Below are 17120 nucleotides of genomic sequence, written 5' to 3'. Positions count from 1 at the left end.
TTCCTCCAATCCTCTCCGTGCCGCTCTGCCGCAAACATAGATAGAACAGGATAGTATTAACGGTAATTAATCCGTCACCCGTGAGCACCCCGTTTGAACCGGGATACCCGGAAGTCGCGCAGAAGGAAAATCCGATGAACCAACAGGGAACTCTGTCGCAGCAGGTAGAGGCTTATCACAACTGGAAAAAAGAGCTGATCCGACAGATCGGCCGATACCGGTTGTGGCTGCAGGATAACAATCTGTTTTCCGACGATGTCAGCACCCGCATCCGCCATGGACTGGAACTGCTGATTGAGGATGAGCTTACCATTGCCTTTGTCGGCGAGTACTCCCGCGGGAAAACCGAGCTGATCAACGCCCTGTTCTTCTCGGAATATGGCCAGCGCATGCTGCCTTCGCAGGCAGGGCGTACGACCATGTGCCCCACCGAGCTGTTTTTTGATCGCAGCGCCAACGAGAACTACCTGCTCCTGCTGCCCATTGAAACCCGAAACGGAGACCTGTCCCTGCAGCAACTGCGCAAACAGCCGGAACGGTGGGTAAAGCATGAGCTTGATGAGCGTGACCCGGAAATCATGCGGGAAGTGCTGGCCGAAGTTGCCCGGGTGAAAAGCGTATCACCGGATGAAGCCCGGAAACTGGGCTTCGACGAGGATATGCTGGAGCACGACCGCAACAACCCCGGCAACGTCCTCGTGCCGGCCTGGCGTAATGCCCAGATCAGTATCCGTCACCCTCTGTTCGAACGCGGTTTGCGCATCCTCGACACTCCAGGCCTGAATGCCCTGGGTTCAGAGCCGGAACTGACCATCAGCATGCTGCCCCGGGCCCATGCGGTCATCTTTGTGCTCAGCGCCGACACCGGTGTGACCGCCAGCGATATGACCATCTGGAAGGAGCATATCGACACTCAACACGCCGATCACCGCGCCGGTCGTTTTGCCGTCCTGAACAAGATCGATGTGCTCTGGGACGACCTGCAGGGTGAACGCCACACCAACGAGGCAATCGAGCGGGTGCGTGGCTACACCGCCGATCACCTCGGCATGCGGCAGCATGATGTTATCCCCGTTTCCGCCAAACAGGGTCTGGTGGCCAGGGTCAGGAAAGACAGCGACCTGTTTGACCGATCCAATATCGGCCAGCTTGAGCAACTGATTATCCAGCGCATCCTGATGCACAAGGAACAGTTGATCACCCAGAGCCTGATCAACGACCTCCTGGGCATGCTCCAGAACAGCCAGGCAGCGATGCAGTACCGGCTGGAATCCCTGGAGGAAGAACTCCAGGCGTGCGCAGGCGTTACCATGGACAAGGCAGCGCTGGGCCGGCTGGCAGAGCGCGCCCAGAAAGACTACGACTTTTATTACAAGAAGCTGATTACACTGCGCTCCAGCCGGCGCCTGATGGACTCCCAGGGTGACTTGCTGAAGAAACTGGTCAGCGAAGACCGTTTCGAAGAACATGCTGAACGTGTCCGCACCAGTATGTCGAAAAGCTGGACCACCGCCGGCATGAACCGCGCCATGGACCAGTTCTTCGAATTGCTTGAAAGCGACCTGACAAACCTGTTGAGCGAAGGGCACCTGGCCGAGAAGATGGTTGGCGCCATTTACCGTCGCTACAACGAGGACAACCGGGCCCGTCATCTCGAGCCCATCCCGCTCCGCGCAGGGCGCCACGTCATCGCCATTCGTGAATTGCGCAAGAAGGCCCGACGCTTCCGTATCAGCCCGAAGAACCTTCTGACCGAACAGTCGGTTCTGGTTCGCCGTTTCTTCAACGTCATGGTGGGGGAAGCCCGCACCCTGCACGCTCGCGTTCGCCACGACGTTGAACGCTGGCCGTCAGAGGCACTCTTGCCGATCATGCAGTACTCCATGGAGCAGAAACAGCTGCTGGAGCACCAGATCCGGCGCCTTCGCGACATGGTGCGCAATGACCGGGACAGCCGAACCGAGCGCCAGCGCCTCACCAACACCATTGCTGATCTGCGCAAACAGCTGGAACTGGCCGATGCCATGCAGCGCCAGATTCGCAAACCGGCCCCTACCCTGATCCAGCAAAAAGTGGTGAATATCTCCGGGGCCGTCTGAGCCCCGCGATAGCAACTATTCAGGCGGTTGCAGCCATCACGCCCCGGCTTTAAACTGCTGGGCTGGCGATGGCTTTGCCATTGCGTTTCCAGACACTTACGGATCGAACCAGGAACCAATCGCGCCGATGCCTGATACCCTGCCTGCGGATTCTGTCGGGATTGTCACCCCGCAGACCTATCATTTCGACGCTCCCATCGATCTGGCCTGTGGTCAGACCCTGGAAAACTACGACCTGGTCGTGGAAACCTACGGCACCCTGAATGCCGATGCCAGCAACGCCGTTCTTATCTGCCATGCCTTGAGTGGCCACCATCATGCCGCCGGCTATCATTCCGCTGACGACCGGAAACCGGGCTGGTGGGACAGTTGCATTGGCCCAGGCAAACCGATCGATACCGACCGTTTTTTTGTTGTCAGCCTGAACAACCTGGGCGGCTGTCACGGCAGCACAGGGCCAAACAGTATCAACCCGGAAACCGGAAAACCTTTCGGCCCGGAGTTTCCGGTCATCACCGTGGGCGACTGGGTCAAGAGCCAGGCATTGCTGGCCGACCGGCTTGGCATTCAATGCTGGGCGGCAGTTGTTGGCGGCTCCCTCGGCGGCATGCAGGCCCTGCAGTGGAGCCTGGATTATCCCGACCGGCTGAGGCACGCCGTGGTGATTGCCTCCACGCCCAGACTCACGGCGCAGAATATTGCGTTCAACGAGGTGGCACGCCAGGCCATCACCACCGACCGGGAGTTTCACGACGGTCGCTACTACGACTTTGAGACTGTTCCAAGGCGTGGCCTGATGCTGGCTCGAATGGTGGGGCACATCACCTACCTGTCAGATGCCTCCATGGGCGAAAAATTTGGCCGCGAACTACGTGACCAGGCCTACAAGTTTGGTTACGACGCGGAATTTCAGGTAGAAAGCTACCTTCGTTACCAGGGCGAGCGGTTTTCAGAGTCTTTCGATGCCAATACCTATCTGCTGATGACCCGGGCGCTGGATTATTTTGACCCGGCCTACGAGTTTGGCGGTGACCTTTCGAAAGCACTGTCGGGGGCCAGTTGTGAATACCTGGTGTTGTCGTTCAGCACCGACTGGCGTTTCACGCCCGCCCGCTCCGAGGAAATGGTCAACGCCATGATAGCCGCCCGCCGGAAGGTCAGCTACGCCGAGGTGGATGCTCCCTGGGGCCATGACGCATTCCTGATTCCGACCCCGAGGTACACTGACATATTCAACGCCTACATGGACCGGGTTGCACGGGAGGTCGGCGCATGAGACCGGATCTCGAAATCATCCAGCAATGGGTTCAGCCGGGCCACCATGTCCTGGACCTGGGCTGCGGCGACGGCACCCTGCTCGACTTCCTCCAGAGGGAGCGCGGGGCCAGTGGCTTCGGCCTGGAAATCAACCCGGACCACATCACCACCTGTATGGGCCGGGGAGTGGCGGTCATCGAACAGAACCTGGACACTCAGGGGCTGGGCAACTTTGATGATGGCAGTTTCGATGTTGTTCTGATGACCCAGGCGCTCCAGGCGGTGCGGCGCCCCGACAAGGTGCTGGATGAGATGCTCCGGGTTGGCAAAGAAGGCATCGTTACCTTCCCGAACTTTGCCCACTGGCGACTGCGTTGGGGACTGACTTTGAGCGGACGTATGCCCGAATCCGAAGCACTGCCGTATAAATGGTACAACACGCCCAACATAAGGCTGTGCACTTTCAAGGATTTTGAGGCCCTGTGCCGGCAGAAAGGCATCAGAATCAAAAGCCGGAGGGTGGTCGACGGCCAGCACCAAAACAGCTGGCTCGCGCGGCTGTGGCCGAATTTGTTGGGTGAAATCGCCATTTACCGAATCACACGGGAGACATAGCGATGATTGCGAAAACCTTCTCCACATTCCGTAACCTTCTGGGAATTGCCCTGATTGGCCTGTTCAGCCTGCAGGCACACGCTGGCTCGAAAGATTTCGGGGAGTACACGGTGCTCTGGAGTGTCCTGCCCAGCACGTTCCTCGCCCCTGAAGTTGCCAAGGCGAACAATCTCCAACGCAGCAAGGGCATCGGCATCGTCAATATTTCCATCATGGAGGAAAACGAGGACGGATCCATGTCCCCGGTCAGTGGCCAGGTGGAAGGCAAGGTCACCAATGATGTCCAGCAGGTTCGTTTCCTGGCGTTCCGCCGCATCCAGGAAGGCGACTCTGTGTACTTTATCGCCGAGTACCAGTACTCATCCGGTGAGCTGATGACCTTCAATGTCACGGCCCGCCCTACCGGACACCAGCAGGACCTGGCGGTGCGGTTTGCTCACACACTGTTCAGCGATTAATGCTATATGACCAACAGACTTGTCATCGCCAGCAATAACAAAGGGAAAATCGCCGAATTGACGGAGCTGCTGTCGCCTCTGGGCATGACGCCGGTTGCCCAAGGCGACCTGGGTGTCGACGAAACCGAGGAGCCGGCGGTTACCTTTGTTGAAAACGCCATCCTCAAGGCCCGCCACGCCGCTCGGGAAACCGGCCTTCCGGCCCTGGCAGACGACAGTGGCCTGGCGGTGGATGCCCTGGGAGGCCGTCCCGGGGTCCGTTCCGCCCGCTTTGCCGGCGCGGATGCGACCGATCAGGACAACGTAAACGCCCTACTGGACGCCATGGCCGACGTGCCAGACGACCAGAGGAACGCCCAGTTTCATTGCGTACTGGTATACCTGCGTCACGCCGATGACCCCACGCCCATCATCTGTCATGGCCGCTGGCCGGGCTCGATCCTCAGATCACCTCGAGGCAGCGGCGGCTTTGGTTATGACCCGGTGTTCCTCGCACCGGAGCATGGCTGCAGTGCAGCCGAACTGTCCCGATCCGAGAAAAGCAGCATCAGCCACCGCGGACGAGCCCTGACGATTCTGCTGGATCAACTCAAGGCCGAGGCCTGAGACAGTTGAGCAATACCAACCCTGGGGAAGATCAGCAGCCAACTGCGGTCAGGCCGCCCCTGAGCCTTTATATCCACGTGCCGTGGTGCGTGCGAAAGTGCCCCTACTGCGATTTCAATTCCCATGCCTTTACCGGGACCATACCCGAGTCTGCCTATCTGGAGGCCCTGCTCGAAGATCTCGACCAGGATCTGGCCTTTGCAGCCGAGCGACCGATAGAAACCGTGTTCATTGGCGGTGGCACCCCGTCCCTGATGAGTGGCGAATTCTACGACCGCCTGTTCCGGGAACTACGGGCAAGACTTACCTTCAAGGAGGATGCCGAAATCACCCTGGAAGCCAACCCGGGCACGCTTGAAGCCGGCCGCTTCGAAGCGTTTCGAGAAGCGGGGATAAACCGTCTCTCCATCGGAGTCCAGAGCTTCAACCCCGACCATCTCAGAAACCTCGGGCGCATTCACGACACCGATGCCGCCCATCGGGCGATAGACGCTGCACGGCGGGCCGGCTTCGACAATTTCAACATCGACCTGATGCATGGTTTGCCGGGACAGACCCCGGAGCAGGCCCTGGACGACATCCAGACTGCTCTGCAGTATGAGCCACCCCACCTGTCCTGGTACCAGCTGACCCTGGAACCCAATACCGAGTTTTACAGCCGACCTCCGGACCTGCCAGACGACGACCACCTGTGGGACATCTATCGCCAGGGGGTTGAGCTGCTGCACAAACGGGGATACCAGGATTACGAAGTCTCGGCCTGGAGCCTTCGCGGAAAAGCCTCTCGACATAATCTGAACTACTGGACCTTCGGGGACTATCTGGCCCTGGGGGCCGGCGCCCATGGCAAGATAAGCCTCGCCGACGGCAGTATCCGGCGATACTGGAAGACGCGCCAGCCGGACGCCTATCTGAACCGGATCGGCAGCCGCACTGCCGGCACCGATCTCATCGCCAGGGAAGATCTGCCTCTGGAATTCATGATGAATGCCCTGAGGCTGAAAGAAGGAGTGGATGAAAGCCTTTTTTCAGGCCGGACGGGTTTACCCCTGACTACAGTTGGGGTAAAACTTGAACAACTGCGAAATGAAAAGCTGCTGGTAAGCGATCGGTTGCAGGCAACGGACCTGGGCCAGCGATACCTGAACAGCCTGCTGGAGCGTTTTCTGTAATGGACCCTGCACACGGAGTGGCAGCCTTTCCGAAAAGCCTGAAAGCCAGCCTGTTGGTGGCTGCCGTGCTGCTGTTCGCCCTGCTGATGGTCAACCAGCCATTGCAGACCGCATCAGCACCCCAGGGCATCGTGAGCTACCAATTGGCCGGCACCGCAGATCAGGCCCACGCCATTTTTCGCAGCTGGGGCAGTGAGGGCGTTGCCTGGGCTAAGGTTTCATTGTGGCTGGACTTCCTCTTCATCCCCGCCTATATGCTCGCTCTGATCCATCTCACCCGACACTTTACCCGCGATCGCCCCGGCATTCGCGAACGCGTGGGAGCCCGCTGGGTAAGGGCCCTGTTTGCAACCGCCGGGCTGAGCGATGGCGCGGAAAACATCCTGTTGCTGAACAATTTCAACCCACCCACCGATGAGGTGAGTCTGTCTGCGACGCTGTGTGCGCTGATCAAGTTCACGGCGCTGACTCTTGGCATTGCAGGCCTGGTGATTATCCGGGCATCCCGGCGCCATCCGCTGGCGCACCACTGAAGCCCCGTTTACCGGACATCAATTGGTCCGGTAGAACAACAGATCCCAGACTCCGTGACCCAGGGTTTCGCCACGCTTTTCAAACTTGGTAATAGGGCGGTCCTCAGGGCGCGGTGAATAACCACCGGACTCCTGGGTGTTGGCAAAGCCTTCGGACTCGTTCATTACCTCAAGCATGTGCTCCGCGTAGTTCTCCCAATCGGTCGCCAGGTGCAGGATGCCACCGACCCTCAGCTTGTGACGGACCCGCTGGACGAACTCGTGCTGAATCAGGCGACGCTTGTGATGCTTTTTCTTGTGCCAGGGGTCCGGGAAGAACACCATCACGCGATCAAGACAGGCGTCCGGCAGGCAAAGATCAATGACATCGTTGGCATCGATACTGTAGATCCGGACATTTTCAAGGCCCCGATCCTCGATCTCTTTGAGCAGCGCACCGACACCGGGCTGATGAACTTCAACCCCGATAAAATCCTGCTCGGGAGCCGCTTCGGCCATCTCTGCCAGGGACCGTCCCATGCCAAAACCGATTTCCAGGTTAAGCATGTTGTCCCGGCCAAAAACCTCACGAGGGTCGATCATTCCGTTCTCGCGGGTCAGGCCGTACTTCGGCCAACTCCGTTCAAACGCCTTTTTCTGGCCTTCCGTCATGCGGCCCTGGCGCAGAACGAAGCTACGCACACCGCGACGGGTCGTGACCGGGGAATCGGCGGAATCTTTGGGATCTTGCGGTTCTTTCTGGTCTGTCATCTGCAATCCTTAACCGCAGGCAGCGGGTCTGTTTAACGGTATTTGCCAACAGTTTACCAGAGTGTCGTCGCTCAGGCGGATACCACCGAGTTGCGGCCCTGTTGTCGGTCCAGTTGCCGGTAACCCAGCGCTTCAACCAGATGGCTCTGGCCTAGCTCTTCAGAGCCCTCCAGATCCGCAAGCGTTCTGGCAACCCGCAATATGCGGTGCAACGCCCGGGCAGAGAGGCCCAGCTTTTCCATCGCACCGGTGAGCAGTCGTTCACCGGTGCCATCAAGTCGGCATGCGGACTGCAGATCACGCCCGGACAGTGCGGCATTCAGGCAACCCCGCTCTGCTTGCCGGGCCCTCGCAGCCAGTACACGCTCCCGGACGGTGGCACTGGTTTCGCCGTCGCCGCCCTGCCGCATCAGTACGTCCCCACCCTGCACAGGCACTTCAACGTGGAGATCGAACCTGTCCAGAAGCGGCCCGGAGATTTTCGACCGGTACCGCGCGACCTGTTGTGGCGTACACTGACACTCGATGGTGGGATGACCGCTATAACCACAGGGACAAGGATTCATTGCACCCACCACCTGAAATCGGGCCGGAAAATTCACCTGCCGCGCCGCGCGACTGATCGAAATCTCGCCGGTTTCCATCGGTTCCCGCAACACCTCGAGCACTCGACGCTCGAATTCTGGCAACTCGTCGAGAAACAGTACGCCCCGATGCGCGAGGGAGATTTCACCGGGCCTCGGGCTGCTTCCACCGCCCACCAGAGCGACGGCCGATGCGGTGTGGTGAGGCGATCGGAACGGCGGCTCCCGCCAGCCCCCGGAACGAATCGGAAGCCCGGCCACCGAATGGACGCTGGCCACTTCCATGGCCGCTGCATCCTCCAGCCCCGGAAGAATGCCGGGCAACCGACTGGCGAGCATACTCTTGCCGGTTCCCGGTGGACCGAAGAACAAAAGATTGTGGTTGCCAGCCGCCGCGACCTCCAGAGCCCTTCGGGGTACCCGCTGGCCACGCACATCCGACAGATCCGGCACCTCACCCTGAGTGGCCGGCGGCTGTTCCAGCGAGGATCGCGGCACTGGCACCAGGCGGGCGCGGCCACTCAAATGCTCGCACACCGCCAGCAGGTGGCCGGCCGCCAGAACGTCACCCTGGCTGGCCAGGGCAGCCTCCTCGGCATTGCCATGCGGAACCAGCAAACTCCGCTGATCTTGCCGGGCCGCCAGCACAGCCGGCAATACACCCTTGAGCGGCCTCAATGCACCATCAAGGGACAATTCGCCCAGAAATTCGCAATCGGAAAGACTCTCCACCGGGATCTGTCCCGAGGCTGCCAGAATGCCCAGAGCGATGGGCAAATCGAACCGACCTCCCTCCTTGGGAAGATCGGCAGGCGCAAGATTAATGGTGATTCTGCGGGCAGGAAACTCGAAGCCGGCGTTCAGGAGAGCGCTCCGAACGCGCTCCTTGCTTTCTCGGACACCGGTTTCCGGCAGGCCCACGATCGATAGCGCCGGCAGACCGCCGGAAAGATGGACCTCGACGGTAACGGCCGGCGCTGACACGCCAATTGAGGCGCGGGAATGAACGATAGCAAGCATGACAACCTTCCATGGTAATGAGCGGAACTGCTGGCCCGGCGTCCTGCCGGGCGTGTCCGTGGTTTACTGTTTTGGCAGGGAATTTTCCAGTTCGGCCACCCGCTTCTCGAGCGCGTCCACCTTTTCACGGGTCTTCAGCAAGACGGCCTGCTGGGCATCGAATTCCTCTCGTGTCACCAGCTCAAGGCGGGACAGTACAGCCATCACAGTCGCCCGGGCCTGGGTTTCAAAATCTTCCCGTGCAGCGCGGGCCATGTCGGGTACGAACTGGCCAAACTGGCCCTGCAGCTGAGCAAAAATATCCTGTGGACCTTTCACACATCACCTCACGAATCACTGAAATGTCCGGCTTCGACTAAAAGACAGGGCCTGTTGCCGGTCTGCGGGAGTGTATCACATCGCAGCCCCTGCCATACTGTAGGTTGCGGACCCTATAATGGGGGCTGCCCGGCCAGAGAGCCCGCTCCAATTTGGCTCACTGGTCAGCTACCCGCTCTATTTTGGTGCACAACTTTGCGCCATTCTGGTACGCGGATATCATATATAATTGTTTTTATTGTAATTTTTTGCGTTGGCATACCCGATGCTAAAGCTCTCGTACGCAATCCGCACAATTGGTGTGCGAGGTGGCAGCATCCCGAACTCAACAATCGGCCGACGGGCCCTCACTGTTGGGACGGCTTTACCAAGGAGAAAGCAATGAAACTTGTGACAGCGATCATCAAGCCTTTCAAGTTGGATGATGTCCGTGAGGCACTATCCGAGATTGGCGTACAAGGCGTAACCGTCACTGAAGTCAAAGGCTTCGGTCGGCAAAAAGGCCATACAGAACTCTATCGTGGCGCGGAATATGTAGTGGACTTCCTGCCCAAAGTGAAGGTGGAAGTTGCCATTGGCGACAACCTGCTGGACCAGGTCATCGAGTCCATCACCAAGGCAGCCAACACCGGCAAGATAGGCGACGGCAAGATCTTTGTGACTGAACTGGCTCAAGCCATCCGGATCCGGACTGGCGAAACCGGCGAAGAAGCGGTCTGAACCAGCTCTGATAATTCGAACAGCCAACGCAAAAAATTTTTATAACCTGAAAAGCCTCGTGCGGAGGGCTTCATATGGAAAGCAATCTAAATCACATTTTTGAACTCCAGTATGCGCTGGATACCTTTTACTTCCTGATTTGCGGTGCCCTGGTCATGTGGATGGCCGCCGGCTTTGCCATGCTGGAAGCTGGCCTGGTGCGTGCCAAGAACACCACCGAAATCCTGACCAAAAACGTGGCCCTGTTTGCGGTCGCCTGTACCATGTACCTGATTGTCGGCTACGACATCATGTACGACGGTGGCATCTTCCTGAGCGGCGTCACAACTGTGGCCGAGATGGACGACGCAGCCATTGCCGGTGTCATTGCAGCCTCTACCGAAGCTGGTTTCAGCGACATGGGTGAGTACAGTGGCGCTTCCGACTTCTTCTTCCAGGTTGTCTTCGTTGCGACCGCCATGTCCATCGTTTCCGGTGCCGTGGCCGAGCGCATGAAGCTCTGGGCTTTCCTTGCTTTCGCGGTTGTTATGTGTGGTTTCATCTACCCGATGCAGGGTTCCTGGACCTGGAACGGCGACGCGGTATTCGGCATGTACGAGCTGAGCTACAGCGACTACGCCGGTTCCGGTATCGTTCACATGGCCGGCGCAGCTGCAGCCCTGGCTGGCGTTATCCTCCTCGGCGCCCGTAAAGGCAAGTACGGCGCCAAAGGCGAGATCCGCGCCTTCCCGGGTGCCAACCTGCCCCTGGCAACGCTTGGTACCTTCATCCTGTGGATGGGCTGGTTCGGGTTCAACGGTGGCTCTACCCTGAAGCTGGGTGGTATCGGTGTTGCCAACGAAGTTGCCAACGTGTTCCTGAACACCAACGCGGCTGCAGCCGGTGGCCTGATTGCTGCCCTGATCGTAGCTCGCCTGATGTTCGGCAAGGCTGACCTGACCATGGCCCTGAACGGCGCCCTGGCTGGTCTGGTTGCCATCACTGCCGAGCCGGCGGACCCGTCTCCCCTGCTCGCCACCATCATTGGCGCCATCGGTGGCACCCTGGTTGTGTTCTCCATCGTGACCATGGACAAGCTGCGCATTGACGACCCGGTCGGTGCCATCTCTGTGCACGGCGTGGTTGGTATCTGGGGTATCTTCGCGGTTCTCCTGTCCGACGCAGACGCTACCTTCATGGGTCAGCTGGTCGGCATGCTCACCATCTTCGTCTGGGTATTCGTTACCAGCCTGATCGTCTGGAGCATCCTGAAAGCCGTCATGGGCATTCGGGTCAGCGAAGAAGACGAGTACGAAGGTGTGGATCTGTCCGAGTGCGGTATGGAAGCCTATCCGGAGTTTGTCAGCGGCAAGCAGTAAGCCCTGACACAAAGCACGAATAAAAGGGGCGCCATCTGGCGCCCCTTTTTTTCTTTGCAGACCTTACTCAGCCTTCTTCCGGTCGAACCTCATCTTCCAGTGCGTCCACCATGAACTGAGGCATTGCCAACGCACCCCGATGCACGCCGGCATTGTAATAGCGGGTGACGAATGGCCGATTGTTGGCATCTTCCTCACGGAAGTATTTGACCGGGTTCTCCTTGCTGGCCATGGTGCAACTCCACCAGCCGGTCGGATAGACCGGCTGCGGGAATGGCAAGGTCTGCACGTGCTCGAATCCTGCCTTGCGCATGTCCTCGTGAATGCCTTTGATGATGCTGTCGGTGTGCAACAGCGGTGATTCGCTCTGCTGGACAATGATGCCACCTTCACGAAGCGCCAGCATGGCATCCCGGTAGAAATCCAGGGCAAACAGGCCTTCGGCGGGACCGACCGGATCGGTGCTGTCGATGATGATCAGGTCGACACTGTTCGGCTCAATGTCCCGCATCCACTGGATGCCATCCCCGAAGAAGAAATTGGCGCGCGGATCACTGTTCGCTTCGCACAGCTCCGGGAAATACTCCTCTGACATACGGGTGACGCGCTCGTCGATTTCCACCTGCCAGGCTTCTTCGACGCCCGGATGTTTGAGCACCTCTTTCAGGGTGCCGCAGTCACCGCCGCCGACAATGACCACCTTTCTGGGATCCCGATGAGTGAACAGGGCCGGATGGGTCATCATCTCGTGGTACAGGAAATTATCGCGGGTGGTCAGCATCACGCAGCCATCCAGAACCATCAGGTTACCGAAGGTCTCGGTCTCGTAGATTTCCAGTTTCTGGAACGGTGTCTGCTCCTCATGAAGCTTCCTTTTCACCTGCAGGGAAAACGCCGTCCCCTGGTCCTGGAATACCTCAGTAAACCAGCCGTCGTTGAGTGCTGTCATGTCTTGCCTCCCGCTGTGGGCCATGGGCTGAATTGAAAGGGCGTATTGTAGGGGTGCCCCCTCGTGAGCTAAAGCGATAATCGCGGTGAATGGCCAGGTTTTTTCCGCACCGGGTGCTTTTAGCCCGGAGTGGGAATCCATACAATGGCGGCCAGTGTTTCCTGACAGGATAGCAAGCATGAACGAAGCCAGCGCCACCCCGGCCCACAAGGTCTACAACATTGCCCACTGGAGCGATGGCTATATCGGTGTCAATGATCAGGGCGAGGTATTGATCCGCCCGGATCGCGGCCACAGCGACGCCCGAATCAACCTGCCGGAGTTGACCCGGGCCCTCACCGACTCCGGCGTTCAACTGCCGGTGCTGGTTCGCTTCGTTGATATCCTGCACGACCGGGTTAACAAACTGTGCAATGCCTTTAACAAGGTCGCTGGGGAGCACGCCTACCAGGGACGCTACACGGCGGTTTATCCGATCAAGGTTAACCAGCAGCGACGCGTCGTCGAGGAACTGCTGGCCACCGAGCCGGCCGCCACGAAAGGCCAGATCGGCCTCGAAGCAGGCAGCAAACCGGAGTTGATGGCGGTGCTGGCGATGTCACAGCAACCAGGATCGGTGATCGTCTGCAACGGCTACAAGGATCGGGAGTATATTCGCCTGGCCCTGATTGGCCAGACCCTGGGCCACCGGGTGTTCATCGTCGTTGAGAAAAAGTCGGAACTGCCACTGATCCTGGAGGAAGCGGAGCGCCTCGGCGTATCGCCGTTGATCGGGGTGCGCGCGCGACTTGCGACCATCGGCAAAGGCAACTGGCAGAACACGGGTGGTGAGAAGTCCAAATTCGGCCTGTCTGCCAGCCAGGTGCTGGATGTCGTCAACACACTGCGTCACGCAGGAGCGCTCCATACCCTGCAGTTGCTGCATTTCCACCTTGGCTCCCAGATCGCCAATATCCGGGATATCCAGACCGGGCTCAGGGAATGCGCCCGCTTTTACAGCGAATTGCGTCAGATGGGCGCCCCCGTGGGCACCGTGGATATCGGCGGTGGCCTGGGCGTAGACTACGAGGGCACTCGCTCCCGCAGCAGCTGCTCCATGAACTACAGCGTGTACGAGTACGCCTACAATGTCGTGCACGTACTCCAGGCCGAATGCGATCGCCATGGCATTCCCCATCCGGACCTGATCAGCGAATCCGGGCGCGCCTTGACCGCCCACCATTCGGTGCTGGTGACCAACGTGATTGACCGCGAAGCGCCGGAAAACCGGTCGCCGGAGCAGCCGGACGATGCGGCGTCGGCACCATTGCACGACCTCTGGCGCGACCTTGAAAGCCTGCAGGATGCCAGCACGCCGCGCTCGCTGGCAGAGATCTACCATGACGTGCTGCACGCCATGGCCGATGTTCATGTCCAGTTTGCCCACGGGGTGCTCTCGCTGCAGGAACGGGCCGATGCCGAAACGCTGTACACCCGCTGTTGCCGACTGCTGCGGGATCAACTGGACAGCAGCAATCGCGCCCACCGGGAAATCATCGACGAGCTCAACGAGAAACTGGCGGAGAAGCTGTTCGTGAACTTCTCCCTGTTCCAGTCACTGCCCGACGTCTGGGGCATCGACCAGATCTTCCCGGTTATGCCGATCAATGGCCTCGACCGCCCCCTGAACCGACGGGCAGTCATCCAGGACATCACCTGCGATTCTGACGGACGCATCGACCGATACGTGGATGGCCAGGGTACCGAGACCACCCTGCCCCTGCCCGAGGAAAAGGCCGGTGAGCCGTTGCTTATGGGCTTTTTCATGACCGGCGCCTATCAGGAGATTCTGGGCGACATGCACAACCTGTTTGGCGACACCCATTCTGTAGATGTGCGCCTGACGGCAGATAGTGGCTACCAGATCAGCGCCCCCATCAACGGCGATACCGTGGCCAAGGCATTGCGCTATGTGAACTTCGAGCCGGATACGTTGATGGATGCCTATCGACGCAAGTTCGCCACCTCTGGCATGGCACCTGAGACCCAGTCAGCGCTCATGACTGAGCTCGCCGCAGGTCTGGATGGCTACACCTACCTGGAAGAATAGCCAGAATCAGAGTTTCTGATGTCCGCGACGCCAGGCGCTCGGGGCAACGCCTTCCCACTTGCGAAAGGCCCGGCCAAAGTTGGAGGGATCACTGTAGCCGAGAGCCTCGGCAATCTCGTCGATCGTCAACTCATTACGCCGCAGCAGGTCCAGGGCACGGCGATGTCGGAGCGAGTCCTGCAGTTGTTGGAACCGAACCCCTTCGGCTGCCAGCTGTCGGCGCAGCGTCCTTGTGGACATCTTCAGGTGCGCGGCCACTTCCTCCAGCGCTGGTAAACGCTGGCTCCGCCCGGTTTCGAGCAGGCGTATTACCCGGTCCGAGACCGACGTGGCGCCCTCTATGAACCGCATTTCCTCTTCACATTGGGCCTCGGCAATCCGACGGGTCACCGGGTTCGACAGGGACATGGGCGAATCAAGAAAAACCCGCTTGAACCGAAGCTGATTCACGCCGCTGGCGAAGGAGATCTGACTGCCGAACAGTTGGCGATAGGCGGCTGCATTTTCAGGCTCCGGGAAATCCAGAAGGCAGCGCCCGCCATCCAGAAGCCGGTGTCCGAACAGCAAAAGATTAACGTCCATCAACGACGCCATCACCACATCAACATTGAACCGGTACAGGTCTTCGATGCTGTGGGCAAGATCCAGCTGTATCACCGCCTCGCGGCCCTCCACGAAGAAAGACAGCTTCATGTAAACAAAACGGATCTGGAAATATTTGATCAACACCGTCAGCGCCTGCTCGAGGGTGTCGCAACTGATGGCGGCCTGGGCAAGGGAGCCGTGGGTGGTGAATTTCAGTCGTTTGCCATATTCAAGCCCGAGGGCCGGATCGCGGCTTTGGACCAGGCTTTCACGACACAGGGCGCTGAACTGATCAACGGTAATGAAATTCTCCGGGTGACCAAGCATGGAAGGCCGGATTCCGGAGGCCGCCAATAACCGGGACCGTTGCAGCCCACGGTCCTCCGCCAACTGGCAGAGAATGTCCGCATAGTGGGCCCGGATAACGGGCAGGTTTCCGGTAATGCCGGGTGCATTCATGGGAGATGGTCTTCCGGTATCGGTGTCTTGTCCAGACTAGACCGCCCTTCAGGTTCCGGCAATCACCGACGAGACGACCGGTGACCGTCGCTGGCGCCAGATTTCTGATTTTTTTCAAACTGGCTGATCCACCGGGCAAACCGATCCGTAAACATTGACACTGACAAACCCGGGACGAGTGCATAGAATGATGACCAGAACAAGCTCAAATCATGCGACTGTCAAGGAGCGTCCGGTGACCACACTGGATCAAAAGCCAGCCAGTTCTGAGGGCCGAAAAGACCCCTGGAGCCAGATGCTGCAGAAAGTGGGTAAGAACCAGGATCGCGAAGCATATCACGCGCTGTTCGAGCATTTTGGCCCGCAAATCAAGTACTACGCCATGGCCAACGGCCTGGCAAGTCACGCGGAAGAGCTCGTGCAAGAGGTATTTGTATCCATCTGGAGGCGTTCGTGCCTCTACGATTGGCGCAAGGCCGCTGCTTCCACCTGGATTTTCACCATCGCTCGTAACCAGCGCATCGACATGTTGAGAAAGATGCAACGCACCAGCGCCGAAATGCCGGTTGAGACAGAAGACCTTTGGCAGATTCCTGGTGAAAACGAGAACGAGCCGGTCACGTCATTGCACCGTCTTATGTCGGAGAGGCGCATCAGGGAATCACTGAGTCACCTGCCGGAAGAACAGATCACGGTGATCGCCAAGGTGTACATGGAAAACAAGTCGCACCAGATGGTGGCGGACGAGCTGGACATCCCACTCGGCACCGTCAAAAGCCGGGTGCGGCTGGCATTGAACAAACTGAAAGTGATACTGCAGGACCAGAACGTATGACACGGCACCACCCCGACAGCCTGAGCCTGATGGAGTACAGCGCAGGTAACCTGAGCGAGCCCCATGCTCTGTGCATCAAGCTCCACCTGGACAAGTGTTCCCACTGCCGCAGCCGTGTGGACACGCTGGACAGTCTGGGTGCTGTGATGATGGAACAGCAACCGAAGGTCACTGTCTCTGAGAGCATGTTCGACAACATCCTTTCAAAGATCGACAGTGAGCCGTCAGTTGAGCCTGCAGCACCTGCCGTCCCAAGGGTAAGCGCGCTTCAGAAGCTTCTTGGCGAAGACCTCAACAGTTTGCCGTGGAAACGTCAGCTTGGGGATGTGAGTGTGCTGGACATTACGGACCGGTTCCCCGGGCAGAAAGAGCAGGTTGTTCTCCAAAAACTCGCTGCAGGCGGGAAAGCTCCGGCACACACCCATCGTGGCGAGGAAACAACCATCGTTCTGCAGGGCGCATTTGCTGACCAGAAAGGTGTGTTCAATCAGTGGGACTTCGTGGTATTGACCGACGAAGACGAGCACAAGCCGGTAGCGGTTGGCTGTGAAGACTGTATTACCCTGTCTGTGCTCAGTGCCCCGGTCAAGCTCACTGGCACGTTTACGCGGATGCTCAACCCGTTCATCCGGTGATGCTGCACCGACTTTTACAGAACGCAAAAAAGGGGCGATTGATCATCGCCCCTTTTTTCTTGGCTGAATCAGCAGTAC

The 17120-nt window shown here is 58.8% G+C and carries 17 protein-coding genes; 12 read left to right on the top strand and 5 right to left on the bottom strand.

Annotated features, from left to right (window positions below; all coding sequences use genetic code 11):
- Positions 1 to 134 precede the first annotated feature (134 nt).
- The 7 genes from SIC15_RS02850 (at position 135) to SIC15_RS02820 (ending at position 6740) form a co-directional block, all read left to right on the top strand.
- Positions 135 to 2099 (top strand): dynamin family protein, encoded by a 1965-nt coding sequence (locus tag SIC15_RS02850; RefSeq protein WP_136630823.1) that lies wholly within the window; start codon positions 135 to 137, stop codon positions 2097 to 2099.
- Positions 2100 to 2226: 127 nt separating this feature from the next.
- The gene (gene metX, locus SIC15_RS02845; protein ID WP_136630824.1) at positions 2227 to 3375 is read left to right on the top strand and encodes a homoserine O-succinyltransferase MetX; all 1149 of its coding nucleotides are present in this window, start codon (positions 2227 to 2229) and stop codon (positions 3373 to 3375) included.
- Complete coding sequence (metW, locus tag SIC15_RS02840) at positions 3372 to 3971, top strand: methionine biosynthesis protein MetW (protein WP_069184764.1); 600 nt, start codon at positions 3372 to 3374, stop codon at positions 3969 to 3971. The genes metX and metW overlap by 4 nt, the downstream gene beginning before the upstream one ends.
- 2 nt (positions 3972 to 3973) lie before the next feature.
- Positions 3974 to 4429: a DUF4426 domain-containing protein gene (locus tag SIC15_RS02835; protein ID WP_412537039.1), complete on the top strand. Its 456-nt coding sequence runs from the start codon at positions 3974 to 3976 to the stop codon at positions 4427 to 4429.
- A gap of 6 nt (positions 4430 to 4435) precedes the next feature.
- Complete coding sequence (gene rdgB / locus SIC15_RS02830; RefSeq protein ID WP_291910114.1) at positions 4436 to 5035, top strand: RdgB/HAM1 family non-canonical purine NTP pyrophosphatase; 600 nt, start codon at positions 4436 to 4438, stop codon at positions 5033 to 5035.
- 5 nt (positions 5036 to 5040) lie between these two features.
- Positions 5041 to 6207, top strand: coding sequence for a radical SAM family heme chaperone HemW (gene hemW, locus SIC15_RS02825; RefSeq protein WP_412537038.1), 1167 nt, complete (start codon positions 5041 to 5043; stop codon positions 6205 to 6207).
- Entirely contained in the window at positions 6207 to 6740 is a 534-nt protein-coding gene (locus SIC15_RS02820) for a hypothetical protein (RefSeq protein WP_412537037.1), read from the top strand. Before hemW ends, SIC15_RS02820 begins: the two co-directional genes overlap by 1 nt.
- 18 nt (positions 6741 to 6758) lie before the next feature.
- On the opposite strand, the gene trmB is transcribed toward SIC15_RS02820, so the two are convergent.
- The 3 genes from trmB to SIC15_RS02805 form a co-directional block, all read right to left on the bottom strand.
- Positions 6759 to 7490: a tRNA (guanosine(46)-N7)-methyltransferase TrmB gene (gene trmB / locus SIC15_RS02815; protein WP_136630829.1), complete on the bottom strand. Its 732-nt coding sequence runs from the start codon at positions 7488 to 7490 to the stop codon at positions 6759 to 6761.
- Between the two features lie 71 nt (positions 7491 to 7561).
- The gene (locus tag SIC15_RS02810; protein WP_412537036.1) at positions 7562 to 9094 is read right to left on the bottom strand and encodes a YifB family Mg chelatase-like AAA ATPase; all 1533 of its coding nucleotides are present in this window, start codon (positions 9092 to 9094) and stop codon (positions 7562 to 7564) included.
- A gap of 63 nt (positions 9095 to 9157) precedes the next feature.
- A complete protein-coding gene (locus SIC15_RS02805) occupies positions 9158 to 9412 on the bottom strand; it encodes an accessory factor UbiK family protein (protein ID WP_069184757.1) in 255 nt (84 codons plus the stop codon).
- A gap of 381 nt (positions 9413 to 9793) precedes the next feature.
- Here SIC15_RS02805 and glnK point away from each other — a divergent pair, with 381 nt between their 5' ends.
- Both glnK and SIC15_RS02795 read left to right on the top strand, forming a co-directional pair.
- Positions 9794 to 10132, top strand: a complete 339-nt coding sequence (gene glnK / locus SIC15_RS02800; RefSeq protein ID WP_008173268.1) for a P-II family nitrogen regulator — start codon at positions 9794 to 9796, stop codon at positions 10130 to 10132.
- 74 nt (positions 10133 to 10206) lie between these two features.
- Positions 10207 to 11490 carry an ammonium transporter gene (locus tag SIC15_RS02795; RefSeq protein WP_069184756.1) on the top strand — a complete coding sequence of 428 codons (1284 nt, stop codon included), beginning with the start codon at positions 10207 to 10209 and terminating at the stop codon, positions 11488 to 11490.
- Positions 11491 to 11557: 67 nt separating this feature from the next.
- On the opposite strand, the gene speE is transcribed toward SIC15_RS02795, so the two are convergent.
- Positions 11558 to 12439: a polyamine aminopropyltransferase gene (gene speE, locus SIC15_RS02790; protein WP_412537035.1), complete on the bottom strand. Its 882-nt coding sequence runs from the start codon at positions 12437 to 12439 to the stop codon at positions 11558 to 11560.
- A 178-nt stretch (positions 12440 to 12617) separates the two neighbouring features.
- Between speE and speA the strand changes: the two genes are divergently transcribed.
- The gene (gene speA, locus SIC15_RS02785; RefSeq protein ID WP_412537034.1) at positions 12618 to 14528 is read left to right on the top strand and encodes a biosynthetic arginine decarboxylase; all 1911 of its coding nucleotides are present in this window, start codon (positions 12618 to 12620) and stop codon (positions 14526 to 14528) included.
- 6 nt (positions 14529 to 14534) lie between these two features.
- Here speA and SIC15_RS02780 read toward each other — a convergent pair whose 3' ends face one another.
- Entirely contained in the window at positions 14535 to 15572 is a 1038-nt protein-coding gene (locus SIC15_RS02780) for an AraC family transcriptional regulator (RefSeq protein ID WP_136630831.1), read from the bottom strand.
- A gap of 235 nt (positions 15573 to 15807) precedes the next feature.
- Between SIC15_RS02780 and SIC15_RS02775 the strand changes: the two genes are divergently transcribed.
- Together SIC15_RS02775 and SIC15_RS02770 are read left to right on the top strand one after the other, a co-directional pair.
- The gene (locus tag SIC15_RS02775) at positions 15808 to 16407 is read left to right on the top strand and encodes a sigma-70 family RNA polymerase sigma factor (RefSeq protein WP_064228420.1); all 600 of its coding nucleotides are present in this window, start codon (positions 15808 to 15810) and stop codon (positions 16405 to 16407) included.
- Entirely contained in the window at positions 16404 to 17042 is a 639-nt protein-coding gene (locus SIC15_RS02770; protein ID WP_069184752.1) for a ChrR family anti-sigma-E factor, read from the top strand. The genes SIC15_RS02775 and SIC15_RS02770 overlap by 4 nt, the downstream gene beginning before the upstream one ends.
- Positions 17043 to 17120 lie beyond the last annotated feature (78 nt).

Source organism: Marinobacter sp. MIT932201 (assembly GCF_047123295.1).
GTDB classification, from domain to species: Bacteria; Pseudomonadota; Gammaproteobacteria; order Pseudomonadales; family Oleiphilaceae; genus Marinobacter; species Marinobacter salsuginis.
The sequence above is the reverse complement of the archived record's forward strand: the minus strand, read 5'-3'. Positions and strand labels throughout refer to the sequence as shown.

Bases quoted from the DNA above. Each gene is read 5' to 3' on its own strand.
- SIC15_RS02850 (WP_136630823.1), top strand. From the start codon at position 135: ATGAACCAACAGGGAACTCTGTCGCAGCAGGTAGAGGCTTATCACAAC.
- metX (WP_136630824.1), top strand. From the start codon at position 2,227: ATGCCTGATACCCTGCCTGCGGATTCTGTCGGGATTGTCACCCCGCAG.
- metW (WP_069184764.1), top strand. From the start codon at position 3,372: ATGAGACCGGATCTCGAAATCATCCAGCAATGGGTTCAGCCGGGCCAC.
- SIC15_RS02835 (WP_412537039.1), top strand. From the start codon at position 3,974: ATGATTGCGAAAACCTTCTCCACATTCCGTAACCTTCTGGGAATTGCC.
- rdgB (WP_291910114.1), top strand. From the start codon at position 4,436: ATGACCAACAGACTTGTCATCGCCAGCAATAACAAAGGGAAAATCGCC.
- SIC15_RS02820 (WP_412537037.1), top strand. From the start codon at position 6,207: ATGGACCCTGCACACGGAGTGGCAGCCTTTCCGAAAAGCCTGAAAGCC.
- trmB (WP_136630829.1), bottom strand. From the start codon at position 7,490: ATGACAGACCAGAAAGAACCGCAAGATCCCAAAGATTCCGCCGATTCC.
- SIC15_RS02810 (WP_412537036.1), bottom strand. From the start codon at position 9,094: ATGCTTGCTATCGTTCATTCCCGCGCCTCAATTGGCGTGTCAGCGCCG.
- glnK (WP_008173268.1), top strand. From the start codon at position 9,794: ATGAAACTTGTGACAGCGATCATCAAGCCTTTCAAGTTGGATGATGTC.
- SIC15_RS02795 (WP_069184756.1), top strand. From the start codon at position 10,207: ATGGAAAGCAATCTAAATCACATTTTTGAACTCCAGTATGCGCTGGAT.
- speE (WP_412537035.1), bottom strand. From the start codon at position 12,439: ATGACAGCACTCAACGACGGCTGGTTTACTGAGGTATTCCAGGACCAG.
- speA (WP_412537034.1), top strand. From the start codon at position 12,618: ATGAACGAAGCCAGCGCCACCCCGGCCCACAAGGTCTACAACATTGCC.
- SIC15_RS02780 (WP_136630831.1), bottom strand. From the start codon at position 15,572: ATGAATGCACCCGGCATTACCGGAAACCTGCCCGTTATCCGGGCCCAC.
- SIC15_RS02770 (WP_069184752.1), top strand. From the start codon at position 16,404: ATGACACGGCACCACCCCGACAGCCTGAGCCTGATGGAGTACAGCGCA.